Annotated in this window: 17 protein-coding genes; 10 read left to right on the top strand and 7 right to left on the bottom strand. The window is 73.5% G+C overall.

The window, feature by feature from the left end:
• The first annotated feature begins 133 nt into the window (after positions 1-133).
• The 4 genes from tatA (at position 134) to ACFY7E_RS14710 (ending at position 5984) form a co-directional block, all read left to right on the top strand.
• Positions 134-424, top strand: a complete 291-nt coding sequence (gene tatA, locus ACFY7E_RS14725) for a Sec-independent protein translocase subunit TatA (protein WP_389484637.1) — start codon at positions 134-136, stop codon at positions 422-424.
• 104 nt (positions 425-528) lie between these two features.
• Positions 529-1425: a twin-arginine translocase subunit TatC gene (tatC, locus tag ACFY7E_RS14720; protein WP_383445045.1), complete on the top strand. Its 897-nt coding sequence runs from the start codon at positions 529-531 to the stop codon at positions 1423-1425.
• Between the two features lie 94 nt (positions 1426-1519).
• Positions 1520-4348, top strand: coding sequence for a DEAD/DEAH box helicase (locus tag ACFY7E_RS14715; RefSeq protein WP_389484635.1), 2829 nt, complete (start codon positions 1520-1522; stop codon positions 4346-4348).
• Positions 4349-4532: 184 nt separating this feature from the next.
• Entirely contained in the window at positions 4533-5984 is a 1452-nt protein-coding gene (locus ACFY7E_RS14710; RefSeq protein WP_389484632.1) for a cytochrome P450, read from the top strand.
• A 15-nt stretch (positions 5985-5999) separates the two neighbouring features.
• Here ACFY7E_RS14710 and ACFY7E_RS14705 read toward each other — a convergent pair whose 3' ends face one another.
• From ACFY7E_RS14705 to ACFY7E_RS14695, 3 genes are all read right to left on the bottom strand, one after another.
• Complete coding sequence (locus tag ACFY7E_RS14705) at positions 6000-6929, bottom strand: ADP-ribosylglycohydrolase family protein (protein ID WP_389484629.1); 930 nt, start codon at positions 6927-6929, stop codon at positions 6000-6002.
• Between the two features lie 216 nt (positions 6930-7145).
• On the bottom strand, positions 7146-7982 hold the full coding sequence (locus ACFY7E_RS14700; RefSeq protein WP_389484626.1) for a siderophore-interacting protein: 837 nt from the start codon (positions 7980-7982) through the stop codon (positions 7146-7148).
• An 84-nt stretch (positions 7983-8066) separates the two neighbouring features.
• On the bottom strand, positions 8067-8972 hold the full coding sequence (locus tag ACFY7E_RS14695) for a 5'-3' exonuclease H3TH domain-containing protein (RefSeq protein WP_389484967.1): 906 nt from the start codon (positions 8970-8972) through the stop codon (positions 8067-8069).
• Between the two features lie 273 nt (positions 8973-9245).
• Between ACFY7E_RS14695 and ACFY7E_RS14690 the strand changes: the two genes are divergently transcribed.
• The 4 genes from ACFY7E_RS14690 (at position 9246) to ACFY7E_RS14675 (ending at position 13720) form a co-directional block, all read left to right on the top strand.
• Positions 9246-10457: a glycine betaine/L-proline ABC transporter ATP-binding protein gene (locus ACFY7E_RS14690; protein WP_389484624.1), complete on the top strand. Its 1212-nt coding sequence runs from the start codon at positions 9246-9248 to the stop codon at positions 10455-10457.
• The gene (locus tag ACFY7E_RS14685; protein ID WP_389484621.1) at positions 10450-12240 is read left to right on the top strand and encodes an ABC transporter permease/substrate binding protein; all 1791 of its coding nucleotides are present in this window, start codon (positions 10450-10452) and stop codon (positions 12238-12240) included. Before ACFY7E_RS14690 ends, ACFY7E_RS14685 begins: the two co-directional genes overlap by 8 nt.
• A gap of 174 nt (positions 12241-12414) precedes the next feature.
• On the top strand, positions 12415-12966 hold the full coding sequence (locus tag ACFY7E_RS14680; protein ID WP_389484618.1) for a helix-turn-helix domain-containing protein: 552 nt from the start codon (positions 12415-12417) through the stop codon (positions 12964-12966).
• Between the two features lie 28 nt (positions 12967-12994).
• On the top strand, positions 12995-13720 hold the full coding sequence (locus tag ACFY7E_RS14675; protein ID WP_389484615.1) for a helical backbone metal receptor: 726 nt from the start codon (positions 12995-12997) through the stop codon (positions 13718-13720).
• Here the strand turns inward: ACFY7E_RS14675 and ACFY7E_RS14670 are convergent.
• Positions 13647-14828: a TDT family transporter gene (locus ACFY7E_RS14670; RefSeq protein WP_389484612.1), complete on the bottom strand. Its 1182-nt coding sequence runs from the start codon at positions 14826-14828 to the stop codon at positions 13647-13649. The genes ACFY7E_RS14675 and ACFY7E_RS14670 overlap by 74 nt on opposite strands.
• Before the next feature lie 256 nt (positions 14829-15084).
• On the opposite strand from ACFY7E_RS14670, the gene ACFY7E_RS14665 reads away from it, so the two are divergent.
• On the top strand, positions 15085-16020 hold the full coding sequence (locus ACFY7E_RS14665) for a LysR family transcriptional regulator (RefSeq protein ID WP_389484609.1): 936 nt from the start codon (positions 15085-15087) through the stop codon (positions 16018-16020).
• A gap of 81 nt (positions 16021-16101) precedes the next feature.
• On the opposite strand, the gene ACFY7E_RS14660 is transcribed toward ACFY7E_RS14665, so the two are convergent.
• Positions 16102-17730 (bottom strand): amidohydrolase, encoded by a 1629-nt coding sequence (locus tag ACFY7E_RS14660; protein WP_389484607.1) that lies wholly within the window; start codon positions 17728-17730, stop codon positions 16102-16104.
• A 139-nt stretch (positions 17731-17869) separates the two neighbouring features.
• Positions 17870-18520: a TetR/AcrR family transcriptional regulator gene (locus ACFY7E_RS14655; RefSeq protein WP_389484605.1), complete on the bottom strand. Its 651-nt coding sequence runs from the start codon at positions 18518-18520 to the stop codon at positions 17870-17872.
• Between the two features lie 69 nt (positions 18521-18589).
• On the opposite strand from ACFY7E_RS14655, the gene ACFY7E_RS14650 reads away from it, so the two are divergent.
• Positions 18590-20044: a purine-cytosine permease family protein gene (locus ACFY7E_RS14650; protein ID WP_389484602.1), complete on the top strand. Its 1455-nt coding sequence runs from the start codon at positions 18590-18592 to the stop codon at positions 20042-20044.
• On the opposite strand, the gene ACFY7E_RS14645 is transcribed toward ACFY7E_RS14650, so the two are convergent.
• Complete coding sequence (locus tag ACFY7E_RS14645; RefSeq protein WP_389484600.1) at positions 20045-20743, bottom strand: gamma-glutamyl-gamma-aminobutyrate hydrolase family protein; 699 nt, start codon at positions 20741-20743, stop codon at positions 20045-20047.
• Positions 20744-20766: the final 23 nt, after the last annotated feature.

Genomic DNA, 20766 nt, shown 5'->3' with positions numbered 1-20766 from the left:
ATCGGGAGTACGCACGGGCATTGCCCCCCGTTTACTCCTGCGGGTTACGATCGCAGACAGCGCGGCGGCCGGACGCCTGTCCGACCCGCCGGGCACGCACTCCATGTCGCCTCGGTGAAGAAGGTAAACAGCTATGGGTAGGCTCGGCCCCACCGAGATCATCCTCATCCTCGTCGTCATCATCCTGCTGTTCGGCGCCAAGAAGCTCCCGGACATGGCCCGCTCGCTCGGCAAGTCGGCCCGCATCCTCAAGAGCGAGGCCAAGGCGATGAAGTCCGACGACCAGCAGAGCGCGCCCGCCGATCCGCCGCACCCCGGAACCGGAACGCCGGACCAGTCCGCCCCGCGCACCATCCAGGCCGCTCCCGGCGACGTGACCAGCGCGCGTCCCGTGACCGAGCCCACGGACACCACCAAGCGCTGACCCGGTTCGACGCCGCCGCCGCACCGGGCGGCGGCTGCCGCACGAGATGAGGACGTGGGTTGCTCAAGTCTGCCCGCAAGCAGGAGAAGGATCCCGAGGGCCGCATGCCCCTCGTGGAGCACCTCCGCGAACTCCGCAACCGCCTGGCGAAGGGCCTCCTCGCCATCTCGGCGGTGACGATCGTCGCCCTCGTGTACAGCGAGGAGCTGATGCAGTTCCTGGTGAAGCCGGTACCCAAATGCCCACCGGGCGTCACCAGCGACGGCGGAAACTGCGCGGTCGTCACCTTCACCACGCTGATGGCGCCGTTCAGCACGACGATCCAGCTGTCGCTGACGGCGGGCCTCGTCGTCGCCAGTCCCGTCTGGCTCTACCAGCTGTGGGCCTTCATCGCGCCCGGGCTGCACAGGAACGAGAAGAAGTACACGTACGCCTTCGTCGGCGCGGCCGTGCCGCTCTTCGCCGCCGGCGCCTACCTCGCGTACCTCATCCTCCCCATCAGCGTGAAGGTCCTCATCAGCCTCACGCCCGAGGGCGCCGCGAACCTCCTCTCGCTCGGTGACGTCCTCGACTTCACCCTGCGCATGGTGCTCGTCTTCGGCCTCGCCTTCGAGCTCCCGCTCGTCCTGGTGATGCTCAACCTCACCGGCATCCTCACCGGCCGCCGCATGGCCGGCTGGTGGCGCGGCGTGATCATGGGCGTCTTCGTCTTCGGCGCCGTCATCACCCCCACCACCGACCCCGTCGGCATGATCGCCCTCGCCGGGCCCATCACCGTCCTGTACTTCGGGGCCGTCGGCTTCTCCCTCCTCAACGACCGGCGGCGCAGGCGCCGCGACCCCGACGCCGAGCTCGACGACGACGAGGCCTCCGCGCTCGACCTCGCCCCCGAGCCGGTCGGCGCCGTCGAGGCCGTGAGCGCCCCCCGCGCCCTGCCCGAGCAGGCCACCGGGGAGCCCGGCGGCGTACGGCGCCTCAACGGTTACGACGACATCACCTGATCCCGCCGGGCCCCCGGGCTTCGTCCGGGGGCCCGGCGATCGTGCGATAAAGGTCGCGTCACTGTCAGAGGTGGCGGGTAGTCTCGACAACAAGATGACAGAGGACCTCACACCAGCCGAGGCGTACGCGGCCGCCCGCGCCCGCAACGCCGAGCGAGCCACCGCGCTGGCCCCCTTCCGCGAGATGTACGACTTCGACCTGGACCCCTTCCAGATCGAGGCGTGCAAGGCCCTCGAAGCCGGCAAGGGGGTACTCGTCGCCGCGCCCACGGGCTCCGGCAAGACCATCGTCGGCGAGTTCGCCGTCCACCTGGCCCTCACCCAGGGCCGCAAGTGCTTCTACACGACCCCCATCAAGGCGCTGTCGAACCAGAAGTACGCCGACCTCGTCAAGCGGTACGGAGCAGGCAAGGTCGGCCTGCTCACCGGGGACAACAGCGTCAACGGCGACGCGCCGATCGTCGTCATGACCACCGAAGTCCTCCGCAACATGCTCTACGCGGGCTCCCAGGCGCTCTCCGGCCTCGGGTACGTCGTCATGGACGAGGTGCACTACCTCTCGGACCGCTTCCGCGGCGCCGTCTGGGAGGAAGTGATCATCCACCTCCCCGAATCCGTCACCCTCGTCTCACTCTCCGCGACCGTCTCCAATGCGGAGGAGTTCGGCGACTGGCTCGACACCGTCCGCGGCGACACCGAGGTCATCGTCTCCGAGAGCCGCCCCGTCCCGCTCTGGCAGCACGTCCTCGCCGGACGCCGGATGTACGACCTCTTCGAGGAGGAGACCGACCACGGCGGCCGCGGCGCCTCCCGGCGCGAGGTCAACCCCGACCTCCTCCGCCTCGCCCGCACCGAGAACACGCGCACGTACAACCCGCGCGACCGGCGGCGCGGCAAGATGGTCCGCGAGGCCGACCGCGAGCGCGAGCGCCGCCAGCGCTCCCGCATCTGGACCCCCGGCCGCCCCGAGGTCATCGACCGCCTCGACGCCGAGGGGCTCCTGCCCGCCATCACCTTCATCTTCAGCCGCGCGGGCTGCGAGGCCGCCGTCCAGCAGTGCCTCTACGCGGGGCTCCGCCTCAACGACGACGACGCCCGGCAGCGGGTCCGCGAGATCGTCGAGGAGCGCACCGCCTCCATCCCCGGCGAGGACCTCCACGTCCTCGGCTACTACGAGTGGCTCGAAGCCCTGGAGCGGGGGATCGCCGCCCACCACGCGGGCATGCTCCCCACCTTCAAGGAGGTCGTCGAGGAGCTGTTCGTCCGCGGCCTCGTCAAGGCGGTCTTCGCCACCGAGACCCTCGCCCTCGGCATCAACATGCCGGCGCGGTCCGTCGTGCTGGAGAAGCTGGTCAAGTGGAACGGCGAGCAGCACGCCGACATCACCCCCGGCGAGTACACGCAGCTCACCGGCCGTGCCGGACGCCGCGGCATCGACGTCGAGGGACACGCCGTCGTCCTCTGGCAGCGCGGCCTCGACCCCGGCCACCTCGCCGGACTGGCCGGCACGCGCACGTACCCGTTGCGCTCCAGCTTCCGGCCCTCGTACAACATGGCGGTCAACCTCGTCGACCAGTTCGGCCGGCACCGGTCCCGCGAACTCCTCGAAACCTCGTTCGCGCAGTTCCAGGCCGACCGCTCCGTCGTCGGGATCTCCCGGCAGGTCCAGAAGAACGAGGAGGGCCTCACGGGCTACCGCGAGGGCATGACCTGCCACCTCGGGGACTTCGAGGAGTACGCGCTGCTCCGCCGCGACCTCAAGGACCGCGAGACGGAGCTGTCCAAGCAGGGCGCCGCCCAGCGCCGCGCCCAGGCGGCGAGCTCCCTGGAGAAGCTGAAGCCCGGCGACGTCATCCACGTCCCCACCGGAAAGTTCGCCGGCCTCGCGCTCGTCCTCGACCCCGGCATTCCTGCGGGCCGTACCAACGGACACCGCGGCTTCGAGCACCACGACGGGCCCCGCCCGCTCGTCCTCACCGCCGAGCGGCAGGTCAAGAGGCTCGCCTCCATCGACTTCCCCGTCCCGGTCGAGGCGCTGGAGCGCATGAAGATCCCCAAGTCCTTCAATCCGCGCTCCCCGCAGTCCCGCCGCGACCTCGCCTCCGCGCTGCGCAGCAAGGCAGGTCACGTCAACCCCGAGCGGCACCGCAAGAACCGCGCCGCCGCCGCCGACGACCGCGAGATCTCCCGGCTGCGCACCGCGATCCGGGCCCACCCCTGCCACGGCTGCGACGAGCGCGAGGACCACGCCCGCTGGGCCGAGCGCTACCACCGCCTCCAGCGCGACACCCGGCAGCTGGAGCGGCGCATCGAGGGCCGCACCAACACCATCGCCCGCACCTTCGACCGGATCGTCGCGCTCCTCACCGAGCTCGACTACCTGCGCGGCGACGAGGTCACGGACAACGGCAAGCGGCTCGCCCGGCTCTACGGCGAGCTCGACCTGCTGGCGAGCGAGTGCCTCCGCGACCGGGTCTGGGAGGGCCTCACCCCGCCCGAACTCGCCGCCTGCGTCTCCGCGTTGGTGTACGAGTCCCGTCAGGCCGACGACGCCGTCGCACCCAAGCTGCCCACCGGCAACGCCAAGGCGGCGCTCGGCGAGATGGTCCGGATCTGGGGACGCCTCGACGCCCTGGAAGAGGAGTTCAAGATCAACCAGGCGGAGGGGGTGGGCCAGCGCGAGCCCGACCTCGGGTTCGCCTGGGCGGCCTACCAGTGGGCCTCCGACAAGACCCTCGACCAGGTGCTCCGCGAGGCGGAGATGCCCGCCGGGGACTTCGTCCGCTGGTGCAAGCAGGTGATCGACGTCCTCGGGCAGATCGCCGCCGCCGCGCCCAAGGAGAACAGCACCGTCGCCAAGAACGCCCGCAAGGCCGTCGAATCGCTGCTGCGGGGCGTCGTCGCCTACAGCTCGGTGGGCTGACGTTCCTCACTCCTTCGGGGGAGTTCCGGCCGGGGCCCACGGCGATCACGCCGTGGGCCCCGGCTTCTGTCGTGTTCTCGACGCCGTTGTCCACAGGCCGTCGTCCACAGGGGTGGCGCGGATCCCGGCCCTTCCGCTTGCATGGACTCACACGCGGGGAACGGCAGTCGGGGAGGGGAAACGGATGACCGCACATGCCGGTCCGGATGTAGGGACGCACGACAGGATGCATGACGGGGCGCAGGGGGGAGAGGCGGGAGAGCCGGGGGCGCCGGTGGTCTTCGCGGAAGGGCCGCGGGGCGTGCCCCTCCTCGGCAACCTGCCCGCCTTCGGCAGGGATCCGCTCGCCTTCTTCGAACAGCTCCGGGACCGAGGGGACTTCGTCCGCTGGCGCTTCGGCCGCAGCCGCGCCCTCTTCATCGCCCACCCCGACAACATCGGCGAACTCCTCACCGAGATCGAGCGCACCTTCGACCAGCCCGACCTCGGCATCGCCTTCCGCACCCTCCTCGGCAACGGCGTCGTCGTCGCGAAGGGCGCCGACTGGCGGCGCAAGCGCTCCCTCGTCCAGCCCTCCGTCCGCCCCAAGCAGGTCCGCTCCTACGCGGCGACCATGGCCGAATGCGCCGTCGACCTCGCCGACCGGTGGACCGACGGACAGCGGATCGACATCAAGAGGGAGATGGCCGCCCTGACCCGGCTCATCGCCGTCCGCACCATCTTCGGTGTCGACACGGCCGCCGACGCCGAGTCCATCGGCCGGGCGATGGACATCGCTCAGAAGGAGATCGGCGCCGAGTTCAGCGGCATCGGCGCCCTGCTGCCCGACTGGGTCCCCACCCCCGGACGCGCCCGCATCAAGCGCGCCACGGCCGTCATCGACGCCGAGGTCTCCCGGATCGTCTCCCGTCACCGCGACGGCGACACCGAACGGCCCGACCTGCTCAGCCGGCTCCTCGCCGCCCGGGACGAGACCGGTGCCCGCCTCTCCGACCGGGAGATACGCGACGAGACCGTCACCCTCTACATCGGGGGTCACGAGACCACCAGCTCCACCCTCGTCTGGGCCTGGCACCTGCTCTCCCGCAACCCCCGGGTCCGTGACGCCCTCACCGAGGAACTCGACCGGGTCCTCACCGACCGTGAACCGGGCTACGACGACTACGCCTCCCTCGCCTACACCCAGGCCGTCGTGAAGGAGACCCTCCGGCTCTACCCCACCATCTGGCTCCTCACCGGCCTCGCGAAGGAGGGCGCCACCATCGCCGGCACCCCCGTCCCCGCCGGCACCCGCGTCTGGTCCAGCCAGTGGGCCACCCACCGCGACCCCCGCTGGTACGGCGACCCCGAGGCCTTCCGCCCCGAACGCTGGCTGACCGGGAGCCCCGGGAGCGGCGACGGCGACGCATCGGGTGAGGAGACGGAGCAGATACCCGAGTACGCCTGGTTCCCGTTCGGGGGCGGCCCCCGGGTGTGCCTCGGCACCCGCTTCGCCCTCGTCGAGGCGGTCCTCGTCCTCGCGGTGCTCGCCCGCCGCTTCCACCTGGACGTCACCGCCGACGGGATACGCCCGGTCCCCGGCCTGACCCTCCAGCCGGACCGCGACGTCCTGGCGACGGTCCACGCCCGGGGCTGAGCCCGGCCCGGCGCCTCAGCCGGCCGTGGCCAGGGCCCGCGCGAGGTCCCGCAGGTCGTCGGCGTCCAGGACTCGGCGGCCGAAGCCGGGGAGGGGGACGTGGAGTACGGACAGCCAGCGGGCGGGGACGGCGGCGGAGCCGTACACCGCGCCCGCGAGCGTGCCGGTCACCGCCGCCACCGTGTCGGTGTCACCTCCCAGGTCGACCGCCGCGGCGAGGGCCTCCTCGAGGGAGCGGGTGGTGCGCAGCGCCCACACCGCCGAGCCGAGGCAGGGCCAGACCGCGCCGTTGAACTCGGTGGCGTCGTCCGGGTGCCAGTCCGGGGCGAGCACCCCGGCCCACCGCTCCCGGTGGGCGGGAGCGGTCTCGGCGAGGGCGGCGGGCAGGGCGGTGAGCGGGTCCTCGCCGAGGAGGGCGACCCGGACCAACTCGTGGAGGATCGCCGTACCCTCCCAGGCCGCGCCGTCGCCGTGTGTCAGGGCGGCGATGCGGCGGGCGGCCTCCATGGTCTCCGTCCGTCCCCGCACCGCGAAGTACACGGCCGAGGTGGCGGCCCGCATCAGCGAACCGTTCCCGGCGGCGTACAGGGTGGTTTGGAAGTGGAGGGCGGAGGCGAGGTTCCACGGGTCGCCGCCGAGCAGCACCTGTTCGGTCTGGAGGCCGATGTCCTTGGGGTCGGCCGCCGCCCAGCGCCGGAAGCGGTCGAAGACGTCCGGCAGGTCGAGACCGCCCCGTTCGAGGAGGGACTCCCCGAGCAGAACGGCCATCTGCGTGTCGTCCGTGGCCTCGCCCGGATCCCAGCCGCCGCCTCCGCACAGCTCGCCGACGCCGTCCGGGAAGCGTTCCCGGAAGGCGCCGGGGAGGCCGAACTCGAAGGGGGCGCCCAGGGCGTCGCCCACGGCGGAGCCCAGGACGGCGCCCACGGCGCGGTCGGTGTCCGTCATCCGGTCGGCCTGAGTCCTGTCTTTCGGAGGGCCGAGGGGTGGGGGTGCTCTCGGCTTCGGTGGGTGGGGGGAGTAGCGGTTGGCCGGGGAAGTTCAGGAGCAGTTCGCCGAACAGGAGGGTGTTCCCGTCGGAGAAACGGGCCTCCCGGGAAACGTCGGGCAGGAGACTGGAAAGGAGAACAGGCCCTGCCCCGCCATCCCCGTCCGGAAGTCCGCTCAGCTTTCCTGTTCGCGTTCCACCTGGTCGTTCCAGTCGCGCTTGATCGCGCGCCAGGCCTCGTCCGTCTTGCCCAGGCGCCAGTAGCCCGAGATGGACAGGCGTTCGCGCGGTACGCCCCGGTCCAGGCGCAGGTGGCGGCGGAGTTCCTTCACGAAGCCGGCCTCGCCGTGGACGAAGGCGTGGACGTCGCCCGTCGGGAAGTCCAGGGTCCGGACCGCCTCGACCAGTGCCTCGCCCACCGGGCGGCCGCTCCGGTGGAGCCATGTGACGTCGACGTCCGCCGCCGTCTCCAGCTTCTGCTCCTCCGCCGCGTCCTCGATCTCCACGAAGGCGTGCGCCCGCGCCCCGGCGGGAAGCCGCTCCAGGGCCGCCGCGATCGCCGGAAGGGCGCTCTCGTCGCCCACGAGCAGGTGCCAGTCCGCCGTCTCGTCCGGCGCGTAGCCCCCGCCGGGGCCGAGGAAGCGCACGGTGTCGCCCGCCTCGGCGCGCGCCGCCCACGGGCCCGCGAGACCCTCGTCGCCGTGGACCACGAAGTCGACGGTCAGCTCGCGCCGCTCCGGGTCCCAGGCCCGTACCGTGTAGGTCCGGGTCGTCGGCCACTGCTCCCGGGGGTACTCCTCACGGATCCGCTCCATGTCGAAGGGCTCCGGATAGGTGACGCCCCCGGGGGAGAAGAGCAGCTTCACGTAGTGGTCGGTGTACTCGCCGACGCCGAAGCCGTCGAGTCCCGGACCCCCGAGGACGAGCCGCACCATGTGCGGGGTGATCCGCTCCGTGTGCACCACGCGCGCCTCGGTGGCCTTCGGTGACCTGCGGGTCGGCTGCTCTGCCACGACGTGCTCCCCTGGCTCTGCTTACTTAGGTATGCCTAAGCTAGCACCTCGTCGCGCGGACGGGCCGGTTCCGGCCCGGCCGGTTCAGCGTTCCAGGACCGGCAGCAGCCGTCCCACGGCCCCGGTGAGGCCCCAGCGCTTCACCAGCGCGTCCAGGGCCGCCGGGTCGCGGGGGCCCCGGGGGAGGGCCGGGTCGAACTCCGGCAGCGGTACGTCGGTGGCGACCCGTACCACCGTCGGTGCCGCGTCCAGGTACGCGGCCGCCTCCACGATCCCGCGCCGCTTGGCCGGGGTCAGCCTCGAAGCCGGGTCCTCCGCCGCAGCCCGCACCCCCGCCAGGTCCCCGTACTCCGTGATCAGCTGCGCCGCCGTCTTCTCGCCGATGCCCTTCACGCCCGGCAGCCCGTCGCTGGCGTCCCCGCGCAGCGCGGCGAAGTCCGCGTACCGGTCGGGGCGCACCCCGTACTTCGTGCGGATCAGCTCGCCGTCCACCAGGTCGCAGTCGCCGACGCCCTTGCGCGGGTAAAGGACCCGCACCTCCCGGGCGTCGTCCACCAGCTGGAACAGGTCCCGGTCGCCCGTGACGATGTCCACCGGCCCGGCGGCCCGCCCCGCCAGCGTCCCGATCACGTCGTCCGCCTCGTACCCCGCCGCCCCGATCCGCGCGATGCCGAGCGCCGCCAGGACCTCCTCGATCACCGGCACCTGCGGGGACAGGGTGTCCGGCACCTCCTCCTCGTCCGGGCCCGTCTCCGTCTCCACGGCCACCCGGTGCGCCTTGTACGACGGGATCAGGTCCACCCGCCACTGCGGCCGCCAGTCCTCGTCCCAGCAGGCCACCAGGTCGTCCGGGCGGTGGTCCTGGACGAGCCTGCCGATGAAGTCGAGCAGCCCGCGCACGGCGTTCACCGGGGTGCCGTCGGGAGCCCGGACGGAGTCCGGCACGCCGAAGTACGCGCGGAAGTAGAGGCTGGCGGTGTCGAGGAGCATCAAACGTCGCGTCACCCGGCCGATCCTATGGCGCGGCGCGACGCACCGGGGAAACACCGGAAACGGGGCTTCCGGACCGTTCTTCCGTGACCCCCGTCACCTTTGCGTTTGCGACCTTCGGCCCCGGGCATGCGCGGTCCCGGAGTGAACCCCGGTACGGAATTCAACGAAAAGGTCCCGTACGCGACGGGGCGCGGGCCGATCCCGCGGGCTCCACGGTCCGGCCTCGCGGGGGTGGCGGGGCCGTTCTTCGTTCCTACCCGTGAGGTGTATGTGTCCAGGCTCCAGGCCGACCGCCTGTACAAGGTGTTCGGCAGACGACCCGACGAAGCCGTCCGCAGGCTGGCGGACGGCGCCGACCGCGAGGAGCTGCGCGCCGAGGGGACGACGGCGGCCGTCGTGGACGCCGGCTTCGTCGTCGAGCCCGGCCAGATCTTCGTCGTGATGGGCCTGTCCGGCTCCGGGAAGTCCACCCTCCTGCGCATGCTCAACGGTCTCCTCGAACCGACCGCGGGCCGGGTCCTCTTCGACGGCGACGACCTCACCGCGCTCTCCCCCCGGGACCTGCGCGCGGTCCGCTCCCGCCGGATCAGCATGGTCTTCCAGCACTTCGCCCTCTTCCCGCACCGAAACGTCCTGGAGAACGCCGCCTACGGCCTGGAGGTCCAGGGCGTGCCCCGCGCCGAGCGCGAGACCCGCGCCACCGAGGCCCTCGCCCTGTGCGGCCTCGCCGGCTGGGAGAAGTCCTGGCCCGACGAGCTCTCCGGCGGCATGCAGCAGCGCGTCGGCCTGGCCCGGGCGCTCGCCACCGACGCCGACCTGCTCCTCATGGACGAGTCGTTCAGCGCGCTCGACCCGCTGATCCGCCGCGACATGCAGGACCAACTCCTGGTCCTCCAGAAGCAGTTGAAGAAGACCATCGTCTTCATCACCCACGACCTCAACGAGGCCATGCGCCTCGGCGACCGGATCGCCGTCATGCGCGACGGCAGGATCGTCCAGCTCGGCACCGCCGAGGACATCCTCGTCCGCCCCGCCGACGACTACGTGGCCTCCTTCATCCAGGACGTCGACCGCTCCCGGGTGCTCACCGCCTCCGCCGTCATGACGGAGGGCGCCCCTGCGGCCGACTGCCCCGACGGCTGCCCCTGCGGACCCGTCGGACCCGACACCCTCGTCGCGGACCTGTGCGCCGTCGCCGCCGGCACCCCGCACCCCGTGACGGTGGAGGACACCGACGGCACCGTCCTCGGCACCGTGTCCCCGGAGCGCCTCCTCGGCGTGATGGGCGGCCTCGGCACGCACGACACCGCCGCGAACGACGTCACCACGAGGGGCGTCGAGGACAGGCGCGCCGCCATCAAGGGCTCCACCATCAAGGGCGCCGGCGCGAAGGACCCCGGTGCGAAGAGCGTTCCCACGAAGGACGACAGCGCCGAGAAGGTCCCCGCGAAGAACGGGCAGGAGGTGACCGCCGGTGCCTAGGCTGCCCCTCGGCCAGTGGGTCGACAGCTCCGTCGACTGGCTCCAGGCCCAGTTCTCCTGGCTCTTCGACGCCGTCACCACCGGCGTCACCGGCCTCTACGACGGCATCGACGCCGTCCTCTCCGCGCCCCAGCCCCTGCTCTTCGCCGGCATCCTCGCCGTCGTCGCCTGGTGGCTGCGCGGCTTCGCCGCCGGTCTCCTCGCCTTCGCGGGCTTCGCGCTCGTCGACTCCGTCCAGCTGTGGGACGAGGCCATGGCGACGCTCTCCCTCGTCCTCGTCGCCACCCTGGTCACCCTGGTGATCGCCGTGCCGCTCGGCATCTGGGCGGCCCGCTCGAAGACCGTCAGCGCCGTCATGCGGCCCATCCTCGACTTCATGCAGACCATGCCCGCCATGGTCTACCTGATCCCCGGCATCATCTTCTTCGGCGTCGGCGTGGTCCCCGGCATCATCGCCACCATCGTCTTCGCGCTGCCCCCGGGCGTCCGGATGACCGAACTCGGCATCCGCCAGGTCGACGGCGAACTCGTCGAGGCCGCCGAGGCGTTCGGCACCACCCCGCGCAACACCCTGCTGCGCGTGCAGCTGCCGCTCGCCCTCCCCACGATCATGGCCGGCGTCAACCAGGTCATCATGCTGGGCCTGTCCATGGTCGTCATCGCCGGCATGGTCGGCGGCGGCGGACTCGGCGGCGCCGTCTACCGCGCCATCGGCAACGTCGACATCGGCCTCGGCTTCGAGGCCGGCGTCTCCATCGTCGTCCTCGCCATGTACCTCGACCGGATGACCGGCGCCCTCGGCCGCCAGGTCTCCCCGCTGGGCCGCCGCGCCGCCGCCAAGGCGCGCGCCGCGACCGCCAAGCGCCCCGGCGCCAAGCTCTGGGCCCACCGGCCGCAGCCCGTCACCGCCCTCGTCGGCGTCGTCGTCCTCGCCCTCGTGGCGGGAGGCACCGGCTTCCTCGGGACCGGCTCCGGGAGCGCCGGCGGCGGCAACGGCAAGAAGGTCAGCATCGGCTACATCCCCTGGGACGAGGGCATCGCCTCCACGTACCTGTGGAAGGAGCTCCTGGAGCGGCGCGGCTACGAGGTCGACACCAGGCAGCTGGAGGCCGGCGCGCTCTACACCGGCCTGGCCGGCGGACAGCTCGACTTCCAGACCGACGCCTGGCTCCCCGTCACCCACGCCCAGTACTGGGAGAAGTACCAGAACGAGCTGGAGGACCTCGGCTCCTGGTACGGCCCCACCTCCCTGGAGCTCTCCGTCCCCTCGTACGTGAAGGGCGTCGACCCCCTCGCCGACCTCAAGGGCAAGGCCGGGCAGTTCAAGGGCCGGATCGTCGGCATCGAGCCCAGCGCCGGAATGATGGGCATCCTCAAGGACAAGGTCCTCAAGGAGTACGGCCTGGAGGGCGAGTACGAGGTCGTCGACGGCTCCACGCCCGGCATGCTCGCCGAGCTGAAGCGCGCGTACGAGCGCAAGGAGCCCGTCGTCGTCACCCTCTGGTCCCCGCACTGGGCCTACTCCGCCCACGACCTGAAGAAGCTGAAGGACCCCAAGGGGACCTGGGGCGAGGGCGACGGCGTCCACACCCTCGCCCGTAAGGGTTTCACCGAGGAGAACCCCGAGGTCGGCGCCTGGCTGAAGGACTTCGAGCTGAGCGAGAAGCAGCTCACGGGCCTCGAAGCGGTCATCCAGGAGACCGGCAAGGGCAAGGAGCAGCAGGCCGTCCGCACCTGGCTCGACCGGAACCCCGGCCTCGCGGAGAAGCTCACCCCGCAGTAACCGCCCGACGGGACCGGGACGGTCCCTGTCCGAAAAGGGGTGGTCGCCGTGCGTGTCCGGCGACCGCCCCTTTTTCGGCACGACGCGAAACCCCGCCCCAAAGCTGCGTAAGGTTCAGGTAACCGACCGGTACGAGGATCGCGACGGGCACGAGGCGCGAGGGAGGGAGCCGACATGGACGAGAAGGAATCACCCCGCGTGGGCGCGGCCGTCAAGAGGCGCCGCAGAGCGCTCCAGCTCACCCTGGCCGTCGTCGCCTCCCGCAGCGGCCTCTCCGTGCCCTTCCTCAGCCAGGTCGAGAACGACCGGGCCCGCCCCAGTCGCCGCTCCCTCGAACTCGTCGCCGAGGCCCTGGAGACCACGGCCGGGGAACTCCTCGCCGTCGCCGAGGCCGCCCGCACCGTCGACGTCGTACGGTCCGCGGAGAACGCCTCCGGCCTGCCCGAGGGCATCCGGTCCCTCGTCCGGGGCCGCCACCAGCTGCACGCCCTGGAGTTCACCGGCGAGCAGGACGCGGGCCGCGAGTTCCAGCACCGCAACGACGAGCTGCTCTACGTCGCCGACGGCGCCGCCGAGGTCGAGGCCGAGGGCCGCGCCTACCGGCTCGACCGGGGGGACACCCTCTACCTCTCCGGCGGGGTACGGCACCGCTGGCGCGCCACCGAGCCCGGCACCCGGCTCCTGGTCGTGGCCGTCGGGGAGCACGTGGAGGCGGAGGAGGAGTGAAGGGTCTCCGGGGCCCGGAGGCGCGGCGATGAGGGTCGTCTCGCTCGTGCCCTCCCTCACCGAGGCCGTCGCCGTCACCCTGCCCGGCGTCCTCGTCGGCGCCACCGACTGGTGCGTCCACCCCGCCGGGCTCGACGTCGTCCGGACCGGCGGCACCAAGAACCCCGACGTCCCCGCCATCACCGCCCTGCGCCCCGATCTCGTCCTCGCCAACGAGGAGGAGAACCGCGCCCCCGACCTTGACGCCCTGCGGGCCGCCGGGCTCGACGTCCTCGTCACCGAGGTCCGCACCCTCGACCAGGGCCTGCGCGAACTGGCCCGGACCCTCGCCGCCTGCGGCGCGCCCCGGCGGCCCCGCTGGCTGGCGGAGGCCGAGGACGCCTGGGCCGCGGTCGTGCCCCTGTGCCCGGAGGCGCCGCTCACCGCCGTCGTGCCGATCTGGCGCCGCCCCTGGATGGTCCTGGGCCGCGACACCTTCGCCGGCGACCTGCTCGCCCGCCTCGGGATCCGCAACGCGTACGCCGGCCACCCCGAGCGCTACCCCCGCCTTTCGCTCGACGAGCTCCGCGCCGCCGCCCCCGACCTGGTCGTCCTGCCCGACGAGCCCTACCGCTTCACGCGCGACGACGGCCCCGAGGCCTTCCCCGGGACCGCCGCCGCCCTCGTCGACGGGCGCATGCTCACCTGGTACGGGCCGTCGCTGGCCGAGGCTCCGGAGAGGCTCGCCCGGGCCCTGCGAGCAGCGCGCCGCTGACGAGGCCGCGCAGGGTGTGCAGACCGGCCACCAGCCAGGCCGCCACGAGGAGTGCGTACAGGCCGACCGCCAGCCACCGGAAGGCGGCCAGACCGGTGTGCCCGGCCAGTCCCTCGGCGCCGGTCACGCAGGTCCCGACCGGGAAGGTGAACGCCCAGAAGGTCATCGCGAAGTCCATGCCCCGGCGCCGCGCCCGCAGCACCATCGCCCCGGCGAGCGCCAGCCACAGCAGCGCGAACCCCATGACGGGCACCCCGTAGAGGACGGCGAAGGCGGCGAAGCCGTCCGCGTACGGCGCGGGCAGCACGCCCGGGGCCGCGTCGGCGAACTTGTTCGCGGCGGTCGTCGACTGGCCGAGGGGGCCGAGCACCAGGAAGAGGGTGGGGGTCAGCGCGAGCGGCGGCGGACCGCCGGTGACGAGCCGCCCGAAGACCAGGGGCAGTACGACCAGGGTGGCGAGCAGGCTGACGCCGAACAGCGCGTGGCAGGCGAGCAGGAGCGTCTGCCGGGCCTCCCCGGCGGGCAGGTGGGGGACGAGCAGCGGGCCGAGGGCGGCGGAGACCATGGGGGCGACCAGCGGCAGCAGCCACACCGGGGACGCGCCCTCGATCCGGTGGTGCACCACCATGAGGTACGGGACGGCCACGGCCGCCGCCAGGCCGATCAGGGTGCCGGCGCCGAACAGGACGGCGTCGAGCGCGACGGCCGCCGGGAGCCCGATCCAGTCCCGTCCCACGAGCAGGGCCCCGCCGCCGACCGCGAGCAGCGCCATCGAGAGACAGCCGTAGAACGGGGCCACGGCCGGGTCCAGGAGGTGGGCGCGCGCCTGGTCGCGGTGGTGGATCCAGTGCAGCGCGCGGGCCGGGAGCAGGACGAGCAGCATCACGAGCGACAGGGCCCAGACCGCCGCGCATGCCGTACGGAGGCCGGGGACGTGCACCGGGAGGGCGGCGCCCGCGGTGGCGACGATCGCCGTGCCCATCACGGAGGCGTACCAGTGGGGTCCGAGGTGACGGACGGAGCGGACCCGGAGGCCCGGTCCGGCGCCGGGGGCGGTGGCGCGGGGGACCGGAAGGGGGGTCGGGCGGAGGGGTGCGACGCTTGCCATGGCCCCACCGTCGTCCCGTTCCGGCGCCCGGACCAGGGATCATGCGGCTATGACGCCATAAGCTGGGTTTATGAGCAGGGGAACGCGGGGCGACGATGCCCATGGAGACGGGGCACGCGAGGACGGGGCCCGGGCCGAGGGCCGACGCGGCACGGCTCCGGGCGGTACGGCTTCGAACGGCGCCGTTTCCGGGGGCGGCTCCGTGTCCGGGGGCGGCTCGGCGGCCCGTGGCGGTTCGGCTGCCCGTGGCGGTCCGGTGGTCCCCGTCGGGGCCGGGGCGCCGCGGCCCCACCTCTCCCACCGCGTCCCCGACCTCGGCGCGCTCGAACTGCTCCTCGCCGTCGCCCGGCACGGCAGTCTCGGCGCCGCCGCCCGCGAGATCGGGATCACCCAGCCCGCCGCGAGCAGCCGGATCCGCTCCATGGAACGGCAGCTGGGGGTGGCCCTGGTCGACCGTTCGCCGCGCGGCTCCCGGCTCACCGACGCGGGCGCCCTCGTCACGGACTGGGCGCGGCGGATCGTGGAGGCGGCGGAGGCCTTCGACGCCGGGGCGCAGGCCCTGCGCGGTCGGCGCGACTCGCGGCTGCGGGTGGCCGCGTCCATGACGATCGCCGAGTACCTGCTGCCCGGCTGGCTGATCGCCCTGCGCGCCGAACGCCCCGACACCGCCGTGTCGCTCCAGGCCGGGAACTCGGCGGCCGTCGCGGAACGCCTCTTCGCGGGCGGCGCGGACGTCGGCTTCGTGGAGGGCCTCGCCGTGCCGGACGGCCTCGACGGCGTGGTCGTCGCCCACGACCGGCTCGCGGTCGTCGCCGCGCCCTCGCACCCGTGGGCCCGCCGCCGCGCCCCGCTGGACCCGGCGGAGCTGGCCGCGACCCCGCTGGTGCTGCGGGAGCGCGGCTCGGGCACCCGGCAGGTCCTCGACGCGGCGCTCGCCGCCCACGGCGGCCTCGCGCGACCGCTCCTCGAACTCGCCTCCACGACCGCGGTGAAGGCCGCCGCCGTCAGCGGGGCGGGCCCGGCCGTCCTCAGCGAACTGGCGATCACCGAGGAACTGGCCTCCCGCCGTCTGGTCGCCGTCCCGGTCGCGGGGGTGCTGCTGCGCCGGGACCTGCGCGCCGTCTGGCCCGCCGGCCACCGCCCCACGGGCCCGGCCCGGGACCTGCTCTCCCTGACCCGCGACCGGCCGTAGGAGCCCGGTCCACGACCGGCCCGCGATCGGCCCCACGACCGACCCCGGAGTCGGCCCCACGCCCAACCCCGCAGCCGGTGATCAGACGCTCGTCGCGCGGTGGGTGATCCGCCCGTCGAGGACCGTCAGCAGGACCGGCAGGTTCGGCAGGTCCGTCGCGGCCGTGGTCAGCGGGTCGGCGGCGAAGACGGCCAGGTCGGCGCGGTGGCCGAGGGCGATCCGGCCCGCCTCGTGCTCCTCGCCCGCCGCGTACGCCGGAGCCGTCGTCAGGCCCCGCAGCGCCTCCAGGGGCGTCAGCGCCTGCTCGGGTCCGTGCGGCGCCTGCCCGAGGTCGCGGCTCGGGCGCCGGTGCCGGGCCCCGGCCATCACGCCGAGCGGCGGGAACGGCGCGATCGGCCAGTCCGAGCCGAGGACCACGGTCGCCCCGGAGTCCAGCAGGTCCCGGCAGCGCCACGCGCGCGAGGCGCGCTCCTCGCCGAGCCGGCGCGACCAGTTGTCGGTGTGGTCGGCGCGGGTGAAGTCGCAGCAGTGGGTGGGCTGCATGGAGGCGAGGACGCCCAGCTCCGCGAAGCGGCGCAGGGTGTCGTCCGGGACGGTCTCGATGTGCTCGACCCGGTGCCGCACCTCTCCGCCGCCCAGGGCGCGCGCCTTCTCGACAGAGTCGAGGACGTGCCGGACGGCCGCGTCCCCGATGGCGTGCGTCGCGGTGGGCACGCCCGCCCGGTGCAGCTCGCCGACGATCCGGGTGTACGCGTCGGGGTCCGGCCAGAAGGCGTGCGTGGACTCGCCGTGGCAGTCGGGGCGCTCCAGCCACGCGGTGCCGTTGTCGATGGTCCCGTCCATGAAGAGCTTCACGCCGGCGACCCGCCACAGCGCCCCGCCGGTGCCCTGCCGCTCGATCAGGGCCCGTACGCCGTCGGCGTCGGTGCCGGGCTGGCACCAGGGCGCCACCCGCAGCCGCAGCGGCAGCTCACCGGCCGCGTCGAGCTCCCCGTACAGGGCGAGGCTGTCGCCGTTGGCGTCCATGGCGTGGCCGCCGGTCAGGCCCGTGGCGGCCATGGCGCGCAGCGCGGCCGCGAGCCGCTCCCGGCTCTCCTCGCGCGTCGGCTTCGGGGCGACCCGCTCGACCAGCTCGCAGGCCGCGTCCTCCTGGAGGAGGCCGGTGGGGCGCCCGTCGGCGTCGCAGACGACCTCGGCGGAGGCCTGGTCGAAGGTGCGGGGGCCGTCGACCCCGGCGAGTTCGAGGGCCCGGCGGCTGGCGAGGGCCGAGTGGGCGTCGAACAGCAGCAGGAAGGCGGGCACCCCGTCGAGGACGGAGTCGAAGGGGGCGGTGCCGACGGGCCGGTCGCCGAAGACGTTCGGGTCGAGGCCCCAGCCGAACAGCCACGCCCCGCGCTCCAGGGTCCGCACCTCGCGGGCGAGGGCCTCCCGCACGTCGTCGAGGTCGGCGCAGTACGACAGGTCGAGGCCGTGCGTCAGCTCGGCGCCGGAGACGGGGTGCACGTGGCCGTCGACGAGTCCGGGGGTGACGACGGCTCCCCGGAGATCGACCACGGTGGCGGCCGGCCCGGCGAGCGCGCGGATCTCGCGGTCGTCGCCCAGGGCCGCGATCCGGCCGTCCTCGGAGACGGCGAGCGCGGTCTCCGGCAGGAACGCCCCCGTGCCGGGGTCGAGCAGACGGGCGGAGAGCAGGACGAGACGGGTGCGCACGGGTGGCTCCAGGGAGGGTCGCGGGGTTCTTCTTCGGTGGTACGGAGGCGGGGCGGGGCCCATGGGTGACTTCGGCGGGTACGGCCGGACGACCGAGCCCCGGCCGGCGCCACCACCCGTACGGGCGGGCCCGTACGGTTCAGTCCGGCACCGCCGGCAGCGGCGTCCTCGTCAGCGTCCCGGCCGCCAGGCCGAGTTCGCGTTCCGCCGTACTGACGGCCATGCGGGTCACCACCTCCGGCCGGTCGGTCCGGTCGGTGTTGGCGTGGGCGCCGAGCCCGTCGAGGACGACCAGGATCTGGATGGCCGTGGCGCGCGGGTCGTCCGTGCGGAACTCGCCCCGCTCGACGCCCTCGCGGACGAGCCCTTCGAGGCGGTCGTCGGAGGCGCGCTCCTGCTCGGCGACCCGGTCGCGCAGGACGGGCCGGTAGCGGCTGAGGTGCCGGGCGTTGATCCACAGGCGGCTGATGTCGTCGTACGCCTCTCCGGCCGAGAGGGCGAAGTAGCGCGCGAGGTACTGCGCGGGGGTGCCGTGCGGCCGTTCGGCGGGCAGCAGGGAGTCGAGTTCGCCGGTGGAGGCCACGGCGAACGCCTCGGCCACGAGCTCCTCCGCCGAGGGGAAGTAGTGGCTGATCAGGCCCGGCCGCACGGCCAGCTCCTCGGCGATCCGCCGCAGGGTGACGCACTCCAGGCCCTCGGTCAGGGCGACCCGGGCCGCCGCCTCCACGATCTCCGCCCGCCGGGCCTCCGGAGTTTTCCGAACGCGCTTGCGCTCAACGCTTGACGACATACCCGGGATGCTATTGAGTGTGCGACCAATAAGCAACCAGGTGGGCACCACACGCTTCCGGAGGGCCGCATGGCTTCCACGATCCCCGACCAGGACCCGGCCTCCGGGGCCGCTCGGGTCACTCCGCCGGCCGCCGACCGGCCCGGCCGCGTCGAGGCCCACGGCATCGACCACATCCCCGACGGGGAGCGCCACGGACACCCCCGCGAGCTCTTCTCCGTGTGGGCCGCGGCGAACGTCAACTACCTGAGCCTGGTCATCGGCGGCGCCCTCGTCCTCATGGGCCTGAGCCTCTGGCAGGCCCTCGGCGTGATCGTCGTGGGCAACCTCTTCTGGGTGCTCACCGGACTGCTCGCCACCTCGGGCCCGGCCGCCGGCGCGCCCAGCGAGGTGATCACCCGCGCCGCCTACGGCGTCCTGGGCAACCGCGTGAACAACGCCGTCGGCGGCTGGCTGGTCTCCGTCTGCTACTTCGCCCTCAACCTGGCCGCCGCGGCCACCGCCGCCTTCGCGCTCGTGGAGAGGACCGGCGTCGCGGTCACCGTCCCCGTCGAGGTGGCCGTCATCGTGGTGATCGCCGCCCTCACGCTGGTCATCAGCGTCTACGGCCACGGCCTGATCGTCAGGCTCTACCTGCCGATCACACTCGTCCTCGCCGCGGCCTTCGCCGTCGTCGCGTACGCCGTCCTGCGGCACGCCGACCTCTCGTACGCCCCTGCCGCGCGCCCCTCCGGCACCGAGCTGTGGTCCCTGCTCCTCGCGGGCACCACGATGATCGCCTCGGGCCCGCTCTCGTACACCACGAGCGCCGACTTCTCCCGCTACCTGCCCCGCACCGCCCCGAAGAGGGCGATCGTCGGCTGGACCGCCCTCGGCGCCTTCCTGCCCAGCGTCGTCGTCTGCTCCCTCGGCGCCCTCGCGGCCACCGCCGTCGACATGACCGACCCGCAGACCGCGCTCCAGGAGATCCTGCCCGGCTGGTTCGTGCCGGTCTTCCTGCTCGCCCTGGTCCTCGGCACCATCGCCATCAACGCCCTGACCGCCTACAGCGCCGGACTCGCCCTCCAGGCCGTCGGCCTGCGCGTCCGCCGCTCCGTCAGCGTCCTCCTCGACGGCGCCGTGGCCGTCGCCCTGACCCTGTACGGCGTCCTCGTCTCCGACTTCCTGGACACCGTCAGCAACGCCCTCCAGGTGATCACCGTCCTGGTCGGCCCGCTGATGGCCGTGTACGCCGCCGACGTCCTGCTGCGCCGCTGCCGCTACGACGGCGTCGCGCTCTCCGACGAGACCCCCGGCAGCCCCTTCTGGTACACCGCCGGCGTCAACCGGGCCGGGGCGCTCGCCCTCGTCGCGGGCGTCGCGGCCGGGGCCCTCTGCGTCAACACCCTCTACACCGGGCCCGTCGCCACCGCCCTCGGCGGCCTCGACCTCTCCCTGCCCGTCGGCATGGGCGTCTCCGCCGCCCTCTACGCCCTCCTGATGCGCGGCGACCGCACGGTGCTCGCCGCCCGCGCGGCCGCCTGATCAGGTACGTCCCCCGGCCGCCGTCGCCGCTGCTTGGACCAGTCCCCGCATCACGCGCGTGTCATCGCCCATCTCCGGGTGCCACTGCACGCCGAGTACCCAGGCCGGGGCGGCCAGCTCCACCGCCTCCACCGTGCCGTCCTCCGCGTGGGCCGAGACCGCGAGCCCCGCGCCCAGCCGGTCCACGGCCTGGTGGTGGTAGGTCGGGACCTCGGCCGGCTCCGGCACCAGGGAGGCGTAGAGCGAGCCCGGCACCGGCTCGACCTTGTGCCGGCCGATCACCCCGACCGCCTCCACGTGCCCGTCCAGGTGCTGGACCAGCGTGCCCCCGAGGGCCACGTTGAGCAGCTGCATCCCCCGGCAGATGCCCAGGAGCGGGGTGCCGGAGGCGAGGGCCGCGTCGATCAGGGCCAGCTCCCAGGCGTCCCGCTCCCTGGCCGGAGGGCCGGTACGCGGGTCGGGCTCGGCCCCGTACCGTACGGGCTCCACGTCCGCCCCGCCCGCGACGACCAGCCCGTCGAGCCGGGCCACGACCGGCGCGGCGGCGTCCGGACCGTCCGGCGGGAGCATCACCGCGATCCCCCCGCCCTCCCGTACGAGCCGGGGGTACGCGGAGGGCAGCAGCGCGGCCTCCATGTCCCACACCCCCCAGCGGGCTCGGTTCAGATAGGTGGTCACGCCGATGAGCGGCTTCGACACGACGGTTCCTCCAAGGGGGTCGG

This window comes from Streptomyces sp. NPDC012825, assembly GCF_042900925.1.
Lineage (GTDB): Bacteria > Actinomycetota > Actinomycetes > Streptomycetales > Streptomycetaceae > Streptomyces.
This window is presented reverse-complemented; position numbering and strand designations above follow the sequence as displayed.

Bases quoted from the DNA above. Each gene is read 5' to 3' on its own strand.
- ACFY7E_RS14695 (WP_389484967.1), bottom strand. From the start codon at position 8,972: ATGCTCCTCGACACCGCCAGCCTCTACTTCCGCGCGTACTTCGGCGTG.
- tatA (WP_389484637.1), top strand. From the start codon at position 134: ATGGGTAGGCTCGGCCCCACCGAGATCATCCTCATCCTCGTCGTCATC.
- tatC (WP_383445045.1), top strand. From the start codon at position 529: ATGCCCCTCGTGGAGCACCTCCGCGAACTCCGCAACCGCCTGGCGAAG.
- ACFY7E_RS14705 (WP_389484629.1), bottom strand. From the start codon at position 6,929: ATGACGGACACCGACCGCGCCGTGGGCGCCGTCCTGGGCTCCGCCGTG.
- ACFY7E_RS14655 (WP_389484605.1), bottom strand. From the start codon at position 18,520: ATGTCGTCAAGCGTTGAGCGCAAGCGCGTTCGGAAAACTCCGGAGGCC.
- ACFY7E_RS14670 (WP_389484612.1), bottom strand. From the start codon at position 14,828: ATGGCAAGCGTCGCACCCCTCCGCCCGACCCCCCTTCCGGTCCCCCGC.
- ACFY7E_RS14715 (WP_389484635.1), top strand. From the start codon at position 1,520: ATGACAGAGGACCTCACACCAGCCGAGGCGTACGCGGCCGCCCGCGCC.
- ACFY7E_RS14710 (WP_389484632.1), top strand. From the start codon at position 4,533: ATGACCGCACATGCCGGTCCGGATGTAGGGACGCACGACAGGATGCAT.
- ACFY7E_RS14650 (WP_389484602.1), top strand. From the start codon at position 18,590: ATGGCTTCCACGATCCCCGACCAGGACCCGGCCTCCGGGGCCGCTCGG.
- ACFY7E_RS14675 (WP_389484615.1), top strand. From the start codon at position 12,995: ATGAGGGTCGTCTCGCTCGTGCCCTCCCTCACCGAGGCCGTCGCCGTC.
- ACFY7E_RS14680 (WP_389484618.1), top strand. From the start codon at position 12,415: ATGGACGAGAAGGAATCACCCCGCGTGGGCGCGGCCGTCAAGAGGCGC.